Genomic DNA, 18,313 nt, shown 5'->3' with positions numbered 1-18,313 from the left:
CCGCTCACACGTGCTGCCCGCCATTGATATGAAGCTCCGAGCCCGTGACGTAGCTCGATGCGTCGGTGCAGAGGAAGTAGATGGCCTTGGCGACCTCGTCGGTCTTGCCCAGCCGCCCGAGCGGCAGGGTCGCGACGATCTTCTCGGTGCCGGGCGAGAGGATGGCCGTATCGATTTCTCCTGGAGAAATCGAGTTCACCCGGATGCCGAGCGGGCCGAAATCGGCGGCCATCTCGCGGGTGAGGCTGGCGAGCGCAGCCTTGGAGGTGGCGTAGGCGGCCCCTGCAAAGGGGTGGACCCGGGAGCCCGCGATCGAGGTGACGTTGACGATAGCGCCCTTGGCGAGTGTCAGTTCGTCTAGTAGGCCGCGCGCGAGCATGATCGGCGCAAAGAAATTGACTTGGAAGACCTTGTGCCAGTCGTTGAAGGAGGTCGTCGCCGCTCCCAGCCGTCCGCCCTTGGGGCCCTTGGGCGAGATGCCAGCATTATTGACCAGCGCGTTGAGCTTGCCGCCCTCGGCCGCCAGCCGCTTCTTGATCTCGGCGATGCCGCGCATCGTGTCCTCGGGGTCGCCGAGGTCGATCTGGACATGGTCGTCGGCGCCCGAGGGCCAGGGGCATTTGTCCGAGAAGGCCTGGCGGGAGCAGGACAGGATGCGCCAGCCGGCCATGGCGAACTGCATGACGGTGGCATGGCCGATGCCGCGGCTCGCCCCGGTCAGCAGCATGACCGGGCGCTTGCCGGCTTCGGTCTTGGGGAAATCGAATTTCGGCATCGCCATCGGAGCGGTCCTCAAGGATAAAGCCGCGTCCGCGTCCACGGTTCACCGGGCGCGGGACGACGGAACACGACGCGATCGTGCAGACGGAACGCGCCGTCGCGCCAGAATTCGAGATAGACGGGCGCGATCCTGAAGCCGGTCCAGTGGGGCGGGCGCGGAATCTCGCCGAGCCCGAACTTCGCGGCGTGGATGGCGACGGCCTTCTCCAGCGCGAAGCGGCTTTCCAGCGGCCGCGACTGCTGCGAGGCCCAGGCTCCGATCCGGCTGTCACGCGGGCGCGACCTGAAATAGGCGTCGGCCTCGGCATCGCTGACCACCGAGACCGGGCCGCGGATACGGACCTGACGGCGCAGACTCTTCCAATGGAACAGGCCCGCCGCCTTGCCCTGGCCGAGCAGTTCCTCGCCCTTCTGACTCTTGGTGTTGGTGTAGAAGACGAAGCCCTCGGTATCGAAGTCCTTCAGCAGCACCATGCGGACATTGGGCAGCCCCTCCGAATCGACGGTCGAAAGCGCCATGCCGTTGGGGTCGTTGGGCTCGGAGTGCTTCGCTTCCTCGAGCCATGCCTGAAACAGCGCAAAGGGCTCGTCGGCCTCGGTGAAGTCACCGGTCGTTAACCGTTCCACGTGTCTAATCCTCGATGAATTCGATGAGCGTCGGGCGAGCGCGAGCGGTGTTGGGCGAGTGACGGCAATCCTATATAGGTCAACGGCAAAGCCGATCCAAAGCCTTCATCGACGGTGCGTCCCCATGCGCCTGTCGCGTGTCGCTCTGCTGTGCGGGCTGGGCCTGGCGAGCGCCGGCTGTTCGGTCTCTTTTCCGATTCTGGGTCTGTCGAGCAAGGCCGATGACGAGGTCGTGCAGACGACGGCCTCGACATTGCCTGTGAGCGGGCCTTCCCGTGCCGGCGCGCTCGCGTCGCTGTCGTCCGAGATCGGGCCGGAGGACATGCGTCGCGCCGACGGCGCGATGGCCGTGGCGCTCGATCCGCAGGGGAACGGGGCGGCGGTCTCCTGGGACAACCCGCAAAGCGGCATCAAGGGCGCCTTCACACCGGTCGGCGGGCCGTTCCTGCGCTCCGACGAAATCTGCCGCGCCTTCATCGCCAGCGTCCAGACCCAGACCAGGCCGGTCCGGCTGCAGGGCACGGCCTGCCGGCCGTCGGGTGGCGAATGGGCGGTCAAGGATACGCAGCCGTGGAAGGGCGTCAGCTGAGCTGCGCCTCATCCTCACGGCCTTCTCACGATGTTGAGCCGGGATGTTGCGTTCGGGCCACACCATTCCCAGATATCCAGACTTGAAGTGGGCAGCCGCCCGTCGTGGCGGCTGCACGTCCATGTCGAATGAATGGGGTTGATGAATGCGCGATCCGTATCAGGTCCTCGGCGTCACGCGCGCGGCCAGCGAGGCCGAGATCAAGAAGGCGTATCGCCGCCGCGCCAAGGATCTGCATCCCGACCGCAACCAGGACGATCCGAAGGCGCAGGACCGGTTCTCCGAACTGAACAGCGCCTATGAGGTTCTCGGCGACGACGCCAAGCGCAAGCAGTTCGACCGCGGCGAGATCGACGCCGACGGCAAGCCGAAATTCCAGGGCTTCGAGGGCATGGGCGCCGGTGCCGGTCGCGGTGGTCGGAGCGGAGGCTTCGAATACCATTTCGGCCAAGGCGGCTCGCCCTTCGGCCGCGGTGGCCAGGAGGCCGGGTTCGACCCCTCCGAAATCTTCGGCTCGCTGTTCGGCGAAGCCGCGAAGCGCACCGGCCGGGGGCGTGCGGCGGCTTCCAAGCCGGCCGACCAGAGCTTTACGCTAGAAGTGACGCTGGCCGACGCGACGGCGGGCGCGACCCGGCGGGTCAAGCTGCCCGGCGGCCGCGAGGTCGAGGTCACGATTCCCAAGGGCGTCGGCGACGGCAAGGTGATGCGGCTGCGCGGGCTCGGCCAGAGCGATCCGCAGAGCGGCGAGGTCGGCGACGTGCTGATGACCGTCAAGATCAAGGCGGATCCGCGCTTTGCCATCGAGGGCAACGATCTGCGTACGCGCGTGTCGGTGCCGCTGGCGCGGGCCGTGCTCGGCGGGCCGATCCATGTGCCGACGCTGACGGGCACGGTCGAGATGAACATCCCGCCGCTGACCGGCACGACCAAGCAGTTCCGCCTGCGCGGCAAGGGGCTGAAGGGCGAAACCGGCGAGCAGGGCGATCTCTTCGTTGCGATCGATATCGAGATGCCGGCGGCCGATGCCGAGCTGACGGCGTTGATGAAGGCGCGGGTGGGGTAGGGAGTATGCGGGGACGGCTTACGGCTCGTAGCCGAAGCTCGTCCGATCCGGTCAAGCTCTCACTCTTGGCACTTCCCGGGCCTTGGACGCGGCAGGTTTCGGGGGGTCGAGTACGTGGCGACCTCGGCATGTTGGTGGGGATCCCGATGGCCGGATCCGGTTGCGGATGACCGTCAAGCCGCAGGCACGATCGCTGCTGCGGCGGCACGGGACCAGAGGTCTCGAATGCCCTCTGGGGTCGAGTAAGTTCGCGCGCCGCACCACCTTAAGGGTTAGTTATGCATTGTGCAGTGTTGTAATATGAAAGGCATTTGGGTCGAGGGAGCAGATTATGTCGCAGGCTCAAGGAAGACCAAACTTTCCCGGCCCGGTGCTCGCTCAACGTATATTGATTATTCTAATCGGTATCTGCGCTGCGTTTCTGATTTTTATTTGTGCTGGCGTGTATTGTTGGCGGATTCAGGCAGGGTTGGCCGCTGAATTTCAAGATACTTTTCGTAGCAAAATCGAGCTTGAGCAAACCAGGGGGCTCTTGCACGCCTTCGGGGAGGATATTGTCGCCGCAACCGCTGCTGCTGCCGATGCTGAGGTGGTCGGACGCCATCTTGCCAGGGTCGTAAACAGGGCGCGAGATATACAGGGTCTGGTCAGTTCCTGGTCGAAACCATCGTCCACTTCAACGACCATGGATAGAGCGCTTCGGGAACGCCTGGGCAAGCTTGCCGACCAGCATCTCGACCTCGCGACGCGTGCGCTCGGCAATCTTCGTCTGCCCGTGCCGATCACAGCCGCAATGAAGGCGGAGCGGTTCGACATTCAGGTCCAACTCGACGAATTGATCATGAAGCTCTCCAGACAGGTTTTCACTGTCGAGCGGATGGGCCGGTCGCTTGTCGAGGCCGCCCTGCCGATGTTTCTGGCAGGACTGGCAGGGATTGGCATGGCGGCCGCAGCGACACGACACCTGCTACTCCAGTGGGCTCGCCCGTTCGCAGAGCTCGCAGGACTGGCGTCGCGCGTGACCGAGGAGGATGTGACCGTGCATTTTCCCCATCTGAGGCGAAAAGACGAGATCGGAACCCTGGCCCGGATCGTTGTTCTGCTTCAGGATCTGATTTCCCGGAACTCGGATCTGAAGAAGGCGGCGAAGCTGGCGAACAGGGCGGAGGGACTGGCGACCCAAAGGGAAGCCATAGCCGTCACACGACTGGCGAAACTCAGCGAGAATCTCCCGCACGGCGTTCTGCTGGTCGATCCCAAGGTCGGCATATCCGTCAACAACGTTTACATGCAGATATACGGGCTGCCGGCCGCCATGGCTGGCGGAGGATCGTTCGAGATTTTGCTCGATCACCACGCCAGGCTGGGCCTGCTGTCGGCTCCTGCACTTGCCTACGAAGCCGTTGCGGCAGACCGAATGTCGGCTGGCCGCGCCCTTGTCCATCAGGCGAGGCTGACGGACGGTCGCACCATCAAAATTCGGGAGCGCCCGCTTCCGGGCGGCGGCTGGCTTTCGGTTCACGAGGATTTCACCGAACAAGGCAGGCTTCATCGCCAGCTTGAGCGTGCCGAGCGCTTTCTTGTGCAGGTATCGGACAATATCGGCGAAGCCATTCTGGCGCGCGATCCCCAGACCCGTCAGTACATATTTGCGAACAGGGCGGCGGAGAAGCTGCTTGGCGTCAGACGGGATCTTATCCTGGGCAAGACGGCAAGGGAGGTCCTGGGCGACTCAGCGGCAAGCCGGATCGAGAACGACGACGAATTGCTGATCGGAAAAGTAACCGCCGAAACCGAGGACGAATACTTCATCGAAACGCCGGAAAACGGGAGTCGGAAAGTCGCCGTGCGACGCCTTCGCATGTCGGCGGGCCGGGGCGACGCCGATTGTCTTCTCAGCGTTATCCGGGATCTGGCCCCCGCTGCACTGTCCGCGGCCGAGAAAGCGGCACCGTTCGCGGTCGGGACATTGGAAGCGGCTCGGCAGTAGGCGCAGGACACCCTCGATAGCGCTGATAAAGGCAACGGCGGGGCCGGGCGGCGGCGAAGGGCCACTACGACCCTTTGCGGACCCAATGCTGTTTGGGTTCGTGGCTCATGGTCGCCCTGAATATCAGAGTCTTGTTGTCGCCCAGTCGGTGACAGGCTGGGCACGGCGACAGGTCCGGTCTCGACCAATGCCCTCGCCTGACGGAGCAGGACGACCCCGCCAATTCCGGTTTCCTCTTTTCGGCGTCATGTTCTAAGAGACCGCTCCGCTTCGTCCAGTTCGAAGGTCTCCGATGCCTGACGCCCATACTGCCACAGTTCCGACCGCCAACCTCCTCAAGGGCAAGCGCGGCCTGGTCATGGGCGTCGCGAACAACCGTTCGATCGCCTGGGGCATCGCCAAAGCCGCGGCCGATGCGGGCGCGGAACTCGCCTTTACCTATCAGGGCGATGCGCTGAAGAAGCGCGTCGAGCCGCTGGCCCAGCAGCTCGGCGGCCATGTCGTGGGTCATTGCGACGTCACCGACCCGGCCTCGATCGATGCGGTGTTCGCGGAGATCGAAAGGCTCTGGGGCAAGCTCGACTTCGTCGTCCACTGCATCGCCTTCTCCGACAAGGACGAGCTGACCGGGCGCTATGTCGAGACCAGCGAGGCAAACTTCACCAAGTCGCTGCTGATCTCCTGCTATTCCTTCACCGCCGTGACCCAGCGCGCCGAGAAGCTGATGGGTGACGGCGGCGCGATGCTGACGCTGACCTATTACGGTGCCGAGAAGTGGATGCCGCATTACAACGTCATGGGCGTTGCCAAGGCGGCGCTGGAGGCGAGCGTTCAATATCTCGCGGCCGATCTCGGTCCCTCGAAGATCCGCGTCAACGCGATCTCAGCCGGCCCGATCAAGACGCTGGCGGCCTCGGGCATCGGCGATTTCCGCTACATTCTGCGCTGGAACGAATACAACTCGCCGCTGCGTCGTACGGTGACGATCGAGGAGGTCGGCGAAACCGCCGTGTTCCTGGTTTCCGACATGTCGCGCGGCATCACCGGCGAGATCCTGCATGTCGATGCCGGCTATCATGTGGTGGGCATGAAGGTGCCGACCGCGCCGGATATTACGCTCGACAAGGGCGAGTGAAGCGACCGGCTCGGAGAGCGATCCAAAGTCGGCATCATCCGCGATCAGTTGATCGACTTGATGCTTCCGAAGATAGCGTCGAGTTCGTTGCCGTGGGCCTCGCGCTCTTCGTCCGATCCCCAGACCGTCAGCATGATCACGCGGTTCTCGCCCGCCGGCAGCAGGATGAAATCGACTTTGGTCGGGCCGTTCTCGTCGGTGGTGCGATACTGGAAGACCGTCGCCGGGATGCCGTTCAGGGGCGCATCCGCCTTGATCGGCTCGACCTTCTTGATCTTGTTTTCCTTCATCCAGGCATCGTTGGTCGCCATCATCTTGTCGATGTTGCGGGCGTCGGCGAACTCAACCGAAAAGAAGACCGACTCGTCCTGCGGGCGGGCGGAGTAGCCGTAGCCGATCGCCTGGGTCTTCCAGTCGTTGGGTACGGTGATGGTGACGGCGGGGTTCTTGGTGGGAACCGCGAAGTTCTTGGCGAAGGCTGGCGCGATCATGAGAAGCGCGGCGACGGCCGTGGCGACTGGGCGGGCGATTGTCATGGTCGGGTTCTCTAGGGCCAGGCTCCGTCTGTCACCTGCAGCGCCTTTTTCCTGCGCTCATGAGCGGAGCGGCGCAATCCGGAGCTGCCGAAACGTCAGGTGAGAGTTAATCGTCTCTTCCGCTGCCAAGCGCCTGTCTCAGGCGCTCTGTCGCCCCCGTATCGCGGCGGACCGTCGAGTCTGCGAGGGCGTCGCGAAGGGCGTCCGTGCTGCTGCCGCCGATCGGAAGTGCCGGCGCGATCTCGGCCAGCGGCGCCAGTACGAAGGCGCGCTCGGCGATGCGGGGGTGGGGCAGTTGCAGACCCGGCTCGTCGATGACGGCATCGCCATAGGTCAGGATGTCGATGTCGAGCGTGCGCGGGCCCCAGCGCTCGCCGCGTTCGCGGCCATTGGCGCGTTCGAGTTCCAGGCATAGCGCCAACAGCTCGCGCGCCGCCAGATCCGTCTCGATCAGCACCGCCATATTGAGGAATTCGGGCTGGTCGAGCTTGCCCCAGGGAGCTGTGCGGTAGACGCTAGATGAGCGGACGGAGGCGATCGCGGGGTGCCGTGCCAGCCCCTTCAGCGCGGCGGCGAAAGCGGCGACGGGGTCGCCGAGATTGCCGCCGAGGCCGAGCGCAGCTTCAACCACCACGCCGATAATCCAGCTTGATACCCACGCTGCCCAAGGTCGCATGGATCGGCGGGGCAGGCTTGCGCAGCGTCACCTCGACACGGGTCACCGCCGAAAAACCGTCGAGGACGGCCAGCGCGACGGCGCGCGCAGCGGCTTCCAGCAGGTTGAAGCGGCGGGCGGTGAAAGTTTCCGTGACCACGGCGACGACCGTGCCGTAGTTCACGGTGTCGGCCAGCGCGTCGCTGACCGCGGAAGCACGCAGGTCCGTCTCCAGCACCAGATCGAGCACGAAGCGCTGCCCCAGCCGCTCTTCCTCCGAAAAGAACCCGTGATAGGCGTAGATATCCAGCTTTTCGATCAGGATGCTGCCGGTTTCGCTCATGATGTCACCTTTGCCGGCTCGCGGATGGCGGCCCAGACCTTGAGCGCGTCGGAATGGCCGCGCACGTCATGCGCGCGGATGATGGCTGCGCCCCGGCTGACGCCGAACAGATGGGCTGCGATGCTGCCGGCGACGCGCTCGGCGGGGACAGTCTGGCCGGTGATGCGGCCGATCGTCGATTTGCGCGAGGCGCCGAGGAGGACCGGACAGCCGAGCTCGGCCAGGCGATCGAGGTCGCGTATCAGGGACAGGTTCTGCGTCTGGGTCTTGCCGAAACCGATGCCGGGATCGACGACGATCTGGCTGCGCGGCACGCCGGCTTTCGTGGCGATCACGATCGAGCGTTCAAGGAAACGCAGGACATCGTCGAGGATATCGATGCCGGCGTCGATCGTCTCGCGGTTGTGCATCAGGATCATCGGGGCGCCATGGCGGGCGGCGACGTCGGCGATGGCCGGCTCGCGCTGGCAGCCCCAGACATCGTTGACGATTGCCGCCCCGGCCTTCAATGCGGCGTCGGCAACCTGCGCCTTCGATGTGTCGATCGATATGGGCGCAAAGCTCGACCCGCTCAGGCCCCCGATGACTGGCAATACGCGCGCGATCTCGGTCGCAGCGTCAATGGCGGCATGGCCGGGGCGGGTCGATTCGCCGCCGATGTCGACGATGTCGGCGCCTTCCTCGACCAATGTCCGGGCATGGGCGAGCGCGTCGTCGACGCTCTGCAGCAGCCCGCCGTCGGAAAAGGAGTCGGGGGTTACGTTGACGACGCCCATCAGCAGGGGCCTGGCGTCGAGGTCGAGCCTGCGACCATCTGGCAAGACAAGGGCTGTCAAGACAAGGGCCTGGGCCATTTCAACAATCTGCAGCGGCGGAGTGCCGCCTATACACAGCCACGCGGAGCGGGCCAACCGAAAGCGTCCGCGTCTGGCCCATGGCAGCAACGCATGGCCCATGCACGCGGCCGTGCTTTGACGCCGTGACCGCCAACGTGCATGAGCCCGGCATGGTCCCGATCAGCCTCCCGCACCGCCTTATCCTCGTCCGTCACGGCGAGACCGACTGGAATCGCGAAGGGCGGCTGCAGGGCGGCCAGGACATTCCGCTGAACGATCTCGGACGCCGGCAGGCGGTGGAAGCGGCGCATCGGCTGCGCGAACTCGTGCCCGATTTCGCAGCGCTCGACTTCATTGGCTCGCCGATGCTGCGCGCCCGTGACACCATGGACATCCTGCGCGCCGAACTCGGGCTCCCGGCGGGCGGCTACCGCCTCGACGAGCGCCTGCGCGAGCTGACCTTCGGCGACTGGGAGGGGCGGACCTGGCGCGAAATGCGCAAGACCGACCGCGAGCTCGCCTCGGCGCGGGAGCGCGACAAATGGGGTTTCGTACCGCCGAATGGCGAGAGCTACCGGATGCTGGCCGAGCGAATCAGGCCGGTCCTGACCGAACTGACGGCTGAGACCGTCATCGTCAGCCATGGCGGCGTGGCGCGCGCGGTGCTGGCCCTAGTCGGTGCGGTGTCGCCGCAGAAAGCAGCTCTGGTCGAGATCTGGCAAGGCAAGATCCTCGTCGTCACCGGAAATCGGGCCGAATGGGTCTAGGCGGACATCCGCTGCACGCGACCCGGCGACACCGCGCCTCAGGCGTTCATCGCGGGTTCAGTCGTGCTTTTGCACGAGTGGCGTGCTAGCAGGACGCCGAGCGGCGGCGGCTGGCTCGGCCGGGGGGCACAGCCGGATTTCCGTATCGGAGATGCGGCGTTCCGGATCGAATTGAAGGTGCGGCTCAGCTCGGGAGGTCATGTCGGACGGTCGCACCAGCGGGCGACTCCATGACGCCTCCCGGATGCGGCCGCAGCAGGGCGCATGAACGATATCAGCACCATCCCGGCGACCGGAACGGTTGCGGGCGCGCGCCCGCTGGCGATGCTGGCAGGCGAGAAGCGGCCTGATCTGCTGCGCGACGAGGTGCTGGGCGAAATCCTCGCGGCGAGCGTGGCGGCGCGCGGCGCCCATCCCGCGCTGGTCGATGCCGGACGCAGCCTGAGCTATGACGAGATCTGGGCGCTGGCAGGACGGCAGGCGCGTGGCCTGGCGCGGGCCGGTGTCGGACCTGGCGACATGGTCGGCTTGTGGATGCCGCGCGGCATCGACCTGCTCATCGCCCAGATCGCGATCACCCGGAGTGGTGCCGCCTGGGTGCCCTTCGATGCCGAGGCGCCGGTCGACCGGATCGCGACCTGCCTGATCGATGCCGCCGCCAAGGGCATCGTGACCGCTCCCGAATGGAAGGGCAGGGCGGAGGCGACCGGCTGCACGGTCTGGGCCCCCGACGAGCTCGCCGCCGGCGACGACGGCGCGGCCATGCCGGCAAGGGCTGCTGGGCTGACCCAGCAGCATCCGGCCTATCTGATCTACACCTCCGGCTCGACGGGAACGCCCAAGGCGATCGTCATCAGTCATCGCAACATCTGTCATTTCCTGCGCTCGGGAAACGCCTTCTATGGCGTCGGGCCGGACGACATCGTGTTCCAGGGCGCCTCGGTCGCCTTCGATCTCTCGATGGAAGAAATCTGGACGCCCTATCTCGTCGGCGCGACGCTCTATGTCGCGAGCCCGGAGACGATGGGCGATGCCGAGAGGCTGCCCGGCATCCTGACCGAGGCCGGCGTGACCGTGATCGACACGGTGCCGACACTGCTCGGCATCCTGCCGTCGGATGTGCCGTCGCTGCGGCTGATCCTGCTCGGCGGCGAGGCGCTGCCGCCCGCCATCGTGCAGAAATGGTCGCGTCCCGGCCGGCGCATCCTCAACACCTATGGTCCGACCGAGGCGACCGTCGTCGCGACCGCGGCCGAGGTCCTGCCCGGGGAGGTGGTCACCATCGGCCGGCCGATCGCCAACTACACCGCCTATGTCGTCAGCGAGGGCATGAAGCCGGTGGCGCCCGGCGAGCAGGGCGAGTTGCTGATCGGCGGTCCCGGCGTCGCCAAGGGCTATCATGGACGCCCCGAGCTGACGGCGGAGAAGTTCATCGCCAATCCCTTCGGCGGGATCGACGATCCCGTGCTCTACCGCTCGGGCGATGCGGTCAGCCTCGACGACAATGGCAACATCGTCTTCCACGGTCGCATCGACGACCAGATCAAGATCCGCGGCTTCCGGGTCGAACTCGGCGAGATCGAATCGAAGCTTGCCGACGAGCCGGGCGTCAACCAGGCGGCGGTGGTGATGCGCACCGACGAGGAGATCGAGCGGCTGGTGGCCTTCGTCGTGGCCGAGCCTGGCATCGCGGTGGACGGGGCGGCGTTACGCGCAGCGCTGCGGGACAAGCTGCCGCCCTATATGGTGCCGGCGCATTTCGAGGCGGTCGGGTCGCTGCCGCGCATGGTCTCCGGCAAGATCGACCGCAAGATGCTTAAGGCCGCGCCCCTGACGGCACCTGCGGCCGCCGGCGAGCAGGAGCCGCCGCGCAATGCGACCGAGGCCGCCCTGCTGGAGGCGGCCAAGCGCGTGCTCGGTGCGGCGTCGCTGCCGCTGGAGGCCGATTTCTTCGTCGATCTCGGCGGCCATTCGCTGCTGGCGGCACGCTTTATCTCGATCGTGCGCGAGACGCCGGCCTATGCCGGGATCACGCTGCAGGACGTCTATGGCGCGCGCTCCTTGCGCGGCATGGCGGCATTGCTCGACGGGCGTGGCATCGCCGAGGCGCAGGACCTCTCCTTCACGCCACCGCCCTTCCTGCGGCGTTTCCTGTGCGGGCTGGCGCAGGCTGTGGCGCTGCCGGTGATCATCGGGCTGTCGACCGCGCAATGGCTCGGCATCTTCGTCACCTACATGCTGCTTTCGGGCGAGAACCTGCCGCTGCCCGGCCAGATCGCCGCGCTGCTGGGCGTCTATGTCGCGATCACCATCGTCACCGGCTTCATCGCCATCGCGCTGAAATGGATCGTACTCGGCCGCACCAGGCCTGGTGAGTATCCGCTCTGGGGCGTGTATTATTTCCGCTGGTGGTTTGCGGCGCGCGTCGCCGGGCTGGTGCACATCAAATGGCTGCAGGGCACTCCGGTGATGCGCGTCTACTGGCGCCTGCTCGGCGCCAAGGTCGGGCGCGACGTCATCATTTCCGACTATGAGGCCGGCGCCATCGACCTGATCGAGATCGGGGCCGGCTCGGCCTTCGGGTCCAAGACCACCTTCGCCAATGGCGAGGCGATCGGCGACAAGCTGATCATCAGCAGGATCACGATCGGCAAGGACGTATCGGCCGGCGCCTCCGTCGTCTTCGGCGGCGGCTGCGTCGTCGGCGACCATGCCGAGATCGGCGACCTGACCGCGATCGCGCCGGGCACGCGGATCGGCGAGGCCGAGATCTGGGACGGGTCGCCCGGCCGCAGGATCGGCACCGTCGATCTGGCGTCCCTGCCGCCGCAGGCAGAGGCGAGCCCGCGCCGCCGCGCCGCGATGACGGCGTTCTACGTCTTCATGCTGATCGTCGTGCCGCCGATCAGCCTGCTACCGATCTTCCCGGCCTTCTGGCTGTTCGACCAGATCGACGACTGGATCGCGAGCTGGTCGGAGATCAGCTATCTCTGGTACCTGCCTCTGCTGACCTGGCCGACCGCGATCGGCCTGATCGCCTTCACCGTGCTGCTGATGGCGGGCTTGCGCTGGGCGATCCTGCCGCGCGTGACCTCGGGCTCCTACTCGATCCATTCGGGCTTCTATGCGCGCAAATGGACGGTGGCGCTGGCGACCGAGGTGACGCTGGAGACGCTGTCCTCGCTGTTTGCGACGATCTACATGCGGGCCTGGTATCGCCTGATGGGCGCGCGCATCGGCAGCGGCGCCGAAATCTCGACCAATCTGTCGGGACGCTACGACCTTACCGGCATCGGTGCCGGCAACTTCATCGCCGACGAGGTCGTGTTCGGTGACGAGGACATGCGGCGCGGTTATATGCGCCTCGACATGACACGCACCGGCGAGCAGGTCTTTGTCGGCAACGATGCGGTGGTGCCGCCGGGCGCGATCATCCCCGACCGGGTGCTGATCGGCATCAAGTCGAAGCCGCCGGCCAACGAGCTGATGTCGGCCGGCGACACCTGGTTCGGCTCGCCGCCGATCAGGCTGCCGACGCGGCAGAAGGTCGATCTCGGCGCGGACTGGACCTACAAACCCTCGATGCGCAAGCAGGTGGCGCGGGGGCTGTTCGAGGCGCTGCACACCTCTTTTCCGGCGATGCTGTTCATCACCTTCGGCACGATCGCGGTCGATCTCGTATTGCAGCAGAAGATCAACGAGCAGGACTGGCTTGGGCTCGTGCTGTCCTTCATGGGCGTCGCGGTGCTGATCGCGGTGACGCAGGCGCTGATCTGCGCCGCGATCAAATGGCTGATGATGGGCGTCTACAAACCGGTGATGAAGCCGATGTGGTCGTTCTGGGCGATGCGGACGGAAGCCGTCGCGGTGATGTATTGGGGGCTCGGCGGCAAGGTGCTGTTCGACTATCTGCGCGGCACGCCGTTCCTGCCCTGGTTTCTCAAGCTGTTCGGCGCGAAATACGGCCGCGGCGTCTGGCTCGATTCCACCGACATCACCGAGTTCGACTGCATCGAGGTCGGCGATTTCTGCACCGTCAATGCGCATTCCGCCCTGCAGACGCATCTCTACGAGGACCGCGTCATGAAGGTCGGGCGGGTGAAGCTCGGCCGGGGCGTCTGCGTCGGGGCCGGTGCGACCGTGCTCTACGACACCCATGTCGGCGACTTCGCCCAGATCGGTCTTTTGACCGTGATCATGAAGGGCGAGAACCTGCCGGCGCATACGCGCTGGGAGGGCGCGCCGGCGGTGCCGGCGGCGGCTGCGGTGCATGTGGCGGGGTAGGGCGCGTCGTCATTGCCCTCCGCTTTCGTTGCGGCCCGCTCCCGATGCCGCACCGAGTTCGCTGAAATCATGGGATTGGAGGAACCCGGCCCAGCCGCCGGGCCAGTTCACGGCGGCGGACAGGAGTTGGCTCCATTGCGTGGCAGGGGGCGCGACATGGCCGTTGCCCCAGTTGCCGTGCACGAAGACAGCCCGTGGCGCATCTCCCGGTGGAAGCGCGGCGCGGAATGGTTTCTCCTGCAGTTCGACGTGATCGTCCGTGCTGTTCTGACAATAGATGACGTAGTTCGGCACTCCGCCGGCATAGAGATCGGGCAGAGATGAATCGATCTCAGTCTGCAGGACGCGCTCGACCGCGTCGGCGCCGGATGCGCCGAAGCAGGCTCTGCAATAGGCGGCTACCGCCGCCGGGTTGAAATTGCCGATGATCGTCTGCGGGTTCGACGGCACGCACAGCGAGTCCGGGAAGAAGTAGGAATAATAGAGCGAGGCGAAGCCTCCTCCCGACGGCCCGGTGAAGATCAGCTTCTTCGTCCCGAGGCGCTCGATGATTGTCTTCAGGATCAGAAGCAGGATCGGCTGAACCGGGCAGCCCTTTCGACCGGCAAACCAGGCAAGCGGGACTTTCGCATTCGTGTACAGGGCCGGATCGGACACCAGAATGACGTTCGCATCCGCCCCCGCCAATTTCTGGCCGGCGAAGAAAGGCAGCTTGACGTCGGCCCGATTGGCGATGGCCGCGTGAAACACGACAACCGTGGCGGATGATTTCCGGTCGTCCAACAGCACGTCGAAGAATGTCCGGAGCGCCTTTATCGAATAAATCCCACTGGGGGCGCTTTTAGTCGCGAGGAAATTTTCGAGATTGTCGAAATAGTGGACGGGCCGATTCCAGCGTTTCACATCGCGGAATTGGGACGCATTGTTGGAACTGAACAGTGCGTCACTGATGACCATGGGCCTTGGAAGCAAACAGGTCGTCGCGTAGTCCACAGGCTTGCGTGCGACCAGGCCGCCGAGTGCGATGCGCGCCGGGCCAGCTACCTTCTCGTTGGGTTCTACGCTCAGCGATATGACGCCGTCCTGTACCGCGACCGGCTTCAGCCAGGGGTAGATTCCGAAAATGAAGCGTTTGGGGTCGGCGCCGGAGTAGGCGTTGTTGATATTGAGGCTCGCCGTATCGCCAGATGCGATATCGAGCGTGCCGCTCGTGTTCGCCCAATCCACACCCATGCCGATGATTTCGAGATCGGGGTCGGCGACCCGGCATGGTGTCGTCCCGCGAATATCCGCGACGCCGGCGGCGAAGAGTTTCGTCTTGCGATATCCGATGAGGCTGGGGTCGACCTCGAGTTTGTCGATTCCCAGGTAGCTGTAGGTGAAGCCCGAGCCGATCGCTTGGCGGCCGGGTGCCCTGACACGATGGGCGATGAGCAGCCCCTCAAGGAACGAGGCGGCAAGCGACGCCGCGACATCGCGTGTCAGATGCATATCATCTTTGAACAACGTCGTTATAGGCTGACCGTTCGAATGCACGAAATCAAGATAAGCGTATCCGTCAAAGACAGGCAGATTGAATTTCTTTGATATTTCAAGATATAGATTTCTGATTTCGCTATTTTTTGTTTTATACAGTGACAATACAGGCAGGATAAATAGAGCCGGCAGGCAGTTTTTCTCCAAGATTTTGACAACTGCGTCTTCGACTGCCGTGCGGATTATTTCAGGGGATGAAATTTTTGCCGCCAGTTGGTTGCCATCGTTGACCGCAAAATCGAGAACGCAGATGTCATATTGCGAGAAGTCAATGAGTGGCGCCATCATCGAAAACATGAGACTGGAAGAAAAACCCAGTGCGTGTTTGTCGAATTTTTTGAGATACTTGCTTTCCGAAAACGCGCGGCTGTAGCCGTCAGCGAATACCGCGTTCGATGTTCCGATAAGACAGAGGCGTGGCATTTCAATTCTGTCGGACATATACGATCTTGCCTTGCGAACGGAGGCGGATTTGGTGCGATAGCGCCAAACTTCGTTTATCGCGCAAGGCCGCGAGGTCGTCGAGGCCGGCAACTGCCGCTGATCCGTTAAGGGCCAAGATTGATTATCGAAGCCTTACCGACCGCCGGACCGGAAACGGCGGCTCCCGGACTTTTGCGTGATCGATAAAAATCGAGCCATGCAATGGGCACATGTTTCAGTCATTTATGGGTGACATGATGCAGTCTTAACGAATCGGAGTTTTACCGGATGCCTCGTGCGCGGATCGGATTGGTCGGATATTTCGGCTACGGCAATTACGGGGACGAGCTGTTCCTCGACGTCTATCGAAAGTATTTTTATGATTGCGAGCTGGTCATCATTCAAGATAGCCTGACGCATCCGCATTATACGCAGGCGTCCTACGATAAGATCAAGGGACTCGATGCCATCATCATCGGTGGCGGCGATCTGTTCATTCCGAAATATTTCGCGACGAATTATTTCGATGACCATTTCCTGGAGAAGCCGATCTTTTACCACGGCGTCGGCGTGCCGCTCTGGATCGGCGAAGATCCGCAGGTCATCGAGAAGATGGCCAAGTTCGTGCAGCATCCGAACGTCAAGAAGATCAATGTCCGCGACACCGAGAGCGTCGAGTGGGTCAAGGCCAAGCTGAAGCCGACGGCCCCGATCGACTACAGCGCCGACATGGTGTTCTCGCTGGATTACCCGGTGGTGAAGCGCGACCCGAAGAAGAAGGTCTTCGGCCTGGTCATGCGCAAGCTGACACCCGGGGCGACGCGCTGGGACCATATCGCCCAGCTTTGCGACCGGGCGCGCGGCTTCGGCTACGAGATCCGCAACATCGTGCTCGGCACAGGCATGATCCGCGACGACGATCTCGAGGGGCTGAAGGAATTCGACTATCCGCACATGACGACGGTCGATCCCAACGACCTTGACCAGCTGACCAAGGAGATCGCCGCCTGCGACGTGATCGCGAGCACGAAATTCCATGGCTGCGTCGTCGCGACCGCCTACGGCATTCCGGCGATCACGCTGACCACCACCGACAAGTTCAACAGCCTCTACAAGATGATCGAGCGGCGCGACCTGATCGGCCACTATATCCATCCCGACATCGCCGAGCGGTTGCCGAAATACATGGCGCCGATCCCGCGCGCGACGGTGTCGGCCCTGCGCGGCGCCGCTCACAGCTCGATGATGCGGCTGCGGCGCGAAATGCTGAACGAACTGCGCTGAGCCCGTCGGGCCGCGTACAGGACGAGGAGCGGAATCCTGCGGTTGAAACTTTTACGCGGCGCGATCCTGGCATTAGCCATGGTCGCGTCGGCCTTGCCGGCTTCGGCCCAGGATGCGGCCTGCCGGCTGGATGCGGTCCCCTGCTGCGACTGGCCGGCGAAGACGGTTTCGGCGCAGCCCGCGCCGCCGGCTTTCGGCACACAGGTCTGGCCTGCCACTCTGGTGCAGAGCCCGGCCTCGGTCGACCGGCTGCTCGCGCTGAAGCCGCATCATCTGCGGTTCTCCCTGGGGCCGAGCTGGCGGCGCCAGCCGGCGCTACGGCAGGAGATGAGCGATACCGAGCTCGATATGGCTGTGGCGGCGGGTTTCGCGACCATGACCAATGCGGACAGGCACGCCGCAGTCATGCGCGACATCGTCGCGCGCAGCCGCACAAAGCTGCATCTGATCATCTGGGAACCGCCGCCTTTGCCGGGCGAGCCCGATTTCACCAAGCCCAAGGCGCCGACCTGGCGTGTCATGAAGCCGGAAAACGTGTCGCTGGCGGCGCGCTTCTACGTGGCCCATCTCAAGGCCATCGCGGAGGCGGGTGTGCCGCTGGACGCGGTCGAGCTGTCAAACGAGCCGGACGGTAGCTGGGCCATCAAGATCTTGCCGGCCGATTACCTGGCGCTGGTGCGTGCGGTCCGCGGCGAAGCGAAGCGTCGCGGCGTCGCGCTGCCGCGCATCTTCGGTCCCGGTACGGGCCGGATCGCCGAGGCCCAGCCGTTCTTCCGCGACAAGGCCATCGCGCTCGGCATCCTCGACGCGGTCGACGTGGTCAGCCTGCACGCTTGGGACGATGCGGCAGGCATGGACCGGTCGGCCGAACTCGACAAACTGCTGGCGCGCTTTGCCGAACTGGGGCGCAAGCCCGAGATCGCCATCACCGAATTCGGGGTCGGACGGCCCGACATCCTCGACAAGACCCAGCGCATGAATGCCCGCAACCGGGGCGACGACAATATCGGGCTCACCGAAGCCTATGCCGGTTACAGTACGCGCGACCTGATGCGCCTCTATGCGGGCAAAGTCGGCATTGTGATCCAGTGGGAGTTCCAGGACCAGTCCTGGGGCAAGGGCAGCATGGGCCTGCTCGACGTCAAGGGACAGGAGAAGCCGGTCTACCGCGCCATGCGGACGCTGGCGGAGCGGCTCGACGCCGACCGGCCCGACGCGATCGAGACCAGTCCCGACGGACGCGTCGCCTTGCTGCGCAAGGCGGGGAGGGACAGTCTGATCGTGTCCAATCCCAGCCGGGAACCGCTCGACATCATGCTCGCGAACCGCAAACCGGCAGCGTCCAAGCCGGCGGCCGGGATCGCAACCTGCGCCGGAACCTCGGGAACAGGGCTGCGGTTGCCGGCCGAATCGGTCACGGCGATCCCGCTGGCACCGCATTGAAGCGGCGCCGGCCTCGAAGCGC

General features: G+C 64.6%; 15 protein-coding genes. 8 read left to right on the top strand and 7 right to left on the bottom strand.

Going from position 1 to position 18,313, the window contains the following annotated elements; all coding sequences use genetic code 11:
• Window positions 1–4: 4 nt before the first annotated feature.
• Both AXW83_RS13575 and pdxH read right to left on the bottom strand, forming a co-directional pair.
• Window positions 5–727: an SDR family NAD(P)-dependent oxidoreductase gene (locus AXW83_RS13575; RefSeq protein WP_082767499.1), complete on the bottom strand. Its 723-nt coding sequence runs from the start codon at window positions 725–727 to the stop codon at window positions 5–7.
• A 65-nt stretch (window positions 728–792) separates the two neighbouring features.
• Window positions 793–1,407 (bottom strand): pyridoxamine 5'-phosphate oxidase, encoded by a 615-nt coding sequence (gene pdxH, locus AXW83_RS13570; protein WP_066614320.1) that lies wholly within the window; start codon window positions 1,405–1,407, stop codon window positions 793–795.
• Between the two features lie 124 nt (window positions 1,408–1,531).
• Between pdxH and AXW83_RS13565 the strand changes: the two genes are divergently transcribed.
• The 4 genes from AXW83_RS13565 (at window position 1,532) to fabI (ending at window position 6,184) form a co-directional block, all read left to right on the top strand.
• Window positions 1,532–1,996: an RT0821/Lpp0805 family surface protein gene (locus tag AXW83_RS13565; RefSeq protein WP_066614319.1), complete on the top strand. Its 465-nt coding sequence runs from the start codon at window positions 1,532–1,534 to the stop codon at window positions 1,994–1,996.
• Between the two features lie 145 nt (window positions 1,997–2,141).
• A complete protein-coding gene (locus tag AXW83_RS13560; protein ID WP_066614318.1) occupies window positions 2,142–3,059 on the top strand; it encodes a DnaJ C-terminal domain-containing protein in 918 nt (305 codons plus the stop codon).
• Between the two features lie 331 nt (window positions 3,060–3,390).
• Window positions 3,391–5,049, top strand: a complete 1,659-nt coding sequence (locus AXW83_RS13555; RefSeq protein ID WP_082767118.1) for a PAS-domain containing protein — start codon at window positions 3,391–3,393, stop codon at window positions 5,047–5,049.
• A 292-nt stretch (window positions 5,050–5,341) separates the two neighbouring features.
• The gene (gene fabI / locus AXW83_RS13550; protein ID WP_066614316.1) at window positions 5,342–6,184 is read left to right on the top strand and encodes an enoyl-ACP reductase FabI; all 843 of its coding nucleotides are present in this window, start codon (window positions 5,342–5,344) and stop codon (window positions 6,182–6,184) included.
• A 44-nt stretch (window positions 6,185–6,228) separates the two neighbouring features.
• Here fabI and AXW83_RS13545 read toward each other — a convergent pair whose 3' ends face one another.
• The 4 genes from AXW83_RS13545 to folP form a co-directional block, all read right to left on the bottom strand.
• The gene (locus tag AXW83_RS13545) at window positions 6,229–6,720 is read right to left on the bottom strand and encodes a hypothetical protein (protein ID WP_066614314.1); all 492 of its coding nucleotides are present in this window, start codon (window positions 6,718–6,720) and stop codon (window positions 6,229–6,231) included.
• A 106-nt stretch (window positions 6,721–6,826) separates the two neighbouring features.
• Window positions 6,827–7,396: a 2-amino-4-hydroxy-6-hydroxymethyldihydropteridine diphosphokinase gene (gene folK, locus AXW83_RS13540; RefSeq protein WP_082767117.1), complete on the bottom strand. Its 570-nt coding sequence runs from the start codon at window positions 7,394–7,396 to the stop codon at window positions 6,827–6,829.
• Window positions 7,344–7,718 carry a dihydroneopterin aldolase gene (gene folB / locus AXW83_RS13535; RefSeq protein ID WP_066614302.1) on the bottom strand — a complete coding sequence of 125 codons (375 nt, stop codon included), beginning with the start codon at window positions 7,716–7,718 and terminating at the stop codon, window positions 7,344–7,346. The genes folK and folB overlap by 53 nt, the downstream gene beginning before the upstream one ends.
• Complete coding sequence (gene folP / locus AXW83_RS13530) at window positions 7,715–8,572, bottom strand: dihydropteroate synthase (protein ID WP_066614300.1); 858 nt, start codon at window positions 8,570–8,572, stop codon at window positions 7,715–7,717. The genes folB and folP overlap by 4 nt, the downstream gene beginning before the upstream one ends.
• Before the next feature lie 152 nt (window positions 8,573–8,724).
• Here folP and AXW83_RS13525 point away from each other — a divergent pair, with 152 nt between their 5' ends.
• Both AXW83_RS13525 and AXW83_RS13520 read left to right on the top strand, forming a co-directional pair.
• Window positions 8,725–9,321, top strand: a complete 597-nt coding sequence (locus AXW83_RS13525) for a histidine phosphatase family protein (RefSeq protein WP_066614298.1) — start codon at window positions 8,725–8,727, stop codon at window positions 9,319–9,321.
• Window positions 9,322–9,585: 264 nt separating this feature from the next.
• Window positions 9,586–13,605: a Pls/PosA family non-ribosomal peptide synthetase gene (locus AXW83_RS13520; protein ID WP_066614296.1), complete on the top strand. Its 4,020-nt coding sequence runs from the start codon at window positions 9,586–9,588 to the stop codon at window positions 13,603–13,605.
• Window positions 13,606–13,614: 9 nt separating this feature from the next.
• On the opposite strand, the gene AXW83_RS13515 is transcribed toward AXW83_RS13520, so the two are convergent.
• On the bottom strand, window positions 13,615–15,582 hold the full coding sequence (locus AXW83_RS13515) for a hypothetical protein (RefSeq protein WP_156640040.1): 1,968 nt from the start codon (window positions 15,580–15,582) through the stop codon (window positions 13,615–13,617).
• 270 nt (window positions 15,583–15,852) lie between these two features.
• On the opposite strand from AXW83_RS13515, the gene AXW83_RS13510 reads away from it, so the two are divergent.
• Together AXW83_RS13510 and AXW83_RS13505 are read left to right on the top strand one after the other, a co-directional pair.
• Window positions 15,853–16,848, top strand: a complete 996-nt coding sequence (locus tag AXW83_RS13510) for a polysaccharide pyruvyl transferase family protein (protein WP_066614291.1) — start codon at window positions 15,853–15,855, stop codon at window positions 16,846–16,848.
• A gap of 42 nt (window positions 16,849–16,890) precedes the next feature.
• Window positions 16,891–18,291, top strand: a complete 1,401-nt coding sequence (locus AXW83_RS13505; RefSeq protein WP_156640038.1) for a hypothetical protein — start codon at window positions 16,891–16,893, stop codon at window positions 18,289–18,291.
• Window positions 18,292–18,313: the final 22 nt, after the last annotated feature.

The organism is Bosea sp. PAMC 26642, assembly GCF_001562255.1.
Taxonomy (GTDB): Bacteria; Pseudomonadota; Alphaproteobacteria; order Rhizobiales; family Beijerinckiaceae; genus Allobosea.
The sequence above is the reverse complement of the archived record's forward strand: the minus strand, read 5'-3'. Positions and strand labels throughout refer to the sequence as shown.

Bases quoted from the DNA above. Each gene is read 5' to 3' on its own strand.
- AXW83_RS13555 (WP_082767118.1), top strand. From the start codon at position 3,391: ATGTCGCAGGCTCAAGGAAGACCAAACTTTCCCGGCCCGGTGCTCGCT.
- fabI (WP_066614316.1), top strand. From the start codon at position 5,342: ATGCCTGACGCCCATACTGCCACAGTTCCGACCGCCAACCTCCTCAAG.
- AXW83_RS13520 (WP_066614296.1), top strand. From the start codon at position 9,586: ATGAACGATATCAGCACCATCCCGGCGACCGGAACGGTTGCGGGCGCG.
- folK (WP_082767117.1), bottom strand. From the start codon at position 7,396: ATGCGACCTTGGGCAGCGTGGGTATCAAGCTGGATTATCGGCGTGGTG.
- folP (WP_066614300.1), bottom strand. From the start codon at position 8,572: ATGGCCCAGGCCCTTGTCTTGACAGCCCTTGTCTTGCCAGATGGTCGC.
- AXW83_RS13515 (WP_156640040.1), bottom strand. From the start codon at position 15,582: ATGTCCGACAGAATTGAAATGCCACGCCTCTGTCTTATCGGAACATCG.
- AXW83_RS13565 (WP_066614319.1), top strand. From the start codon at position 1,532: ATGCGCCTGTCGCGTGTCGCTCTGCTGTGCGGGCTGGGCCTGGCGAGC.
- folB (WP_066614302.1), bottom strand. From the start codon at position 7,718: ATGAGCGAAACCGGCAGCATCCTGATCGAAAAGCTGGATATCTACGCC.
- AXW83_RS13560 (WP_066614318.1), top strand. From the start codon at position 2,142: ATGCGCGATCCGTATCAGGTCCTCGGCGTCACGCGCGCGGCCAGCGAG.
- AXW83_RS13545 (WP_066614314.1), bottom strand. From the start codon at position 6,720: ATGACAATCGCCCGCCCAGTCGCCACGGCCGTCGCCGCGCTTCTCATG.
- AXW83_RS13525 (WP_066614298.1), top strand. From the start codon at position 8,725: ATGGTCCCGATCAGCCTCCCGCACCGCCTTATCCTCGTCCGTCACGGC.
- AXW83_RS13510 (WP_066614291.1), top strand. From the start codon at position 15,853: ATGCCTCGTGCGCGGATCGGATTGGTCGGATATTTCGGCTACGGCAAT.
- AXW83_RS13575 (WP_082767499.1), bottom strand. From the start codon at position 727: ATGCTGCTGACCGGGGCGAGCCGCGGCATCGGCCATGCCACCGTCATG.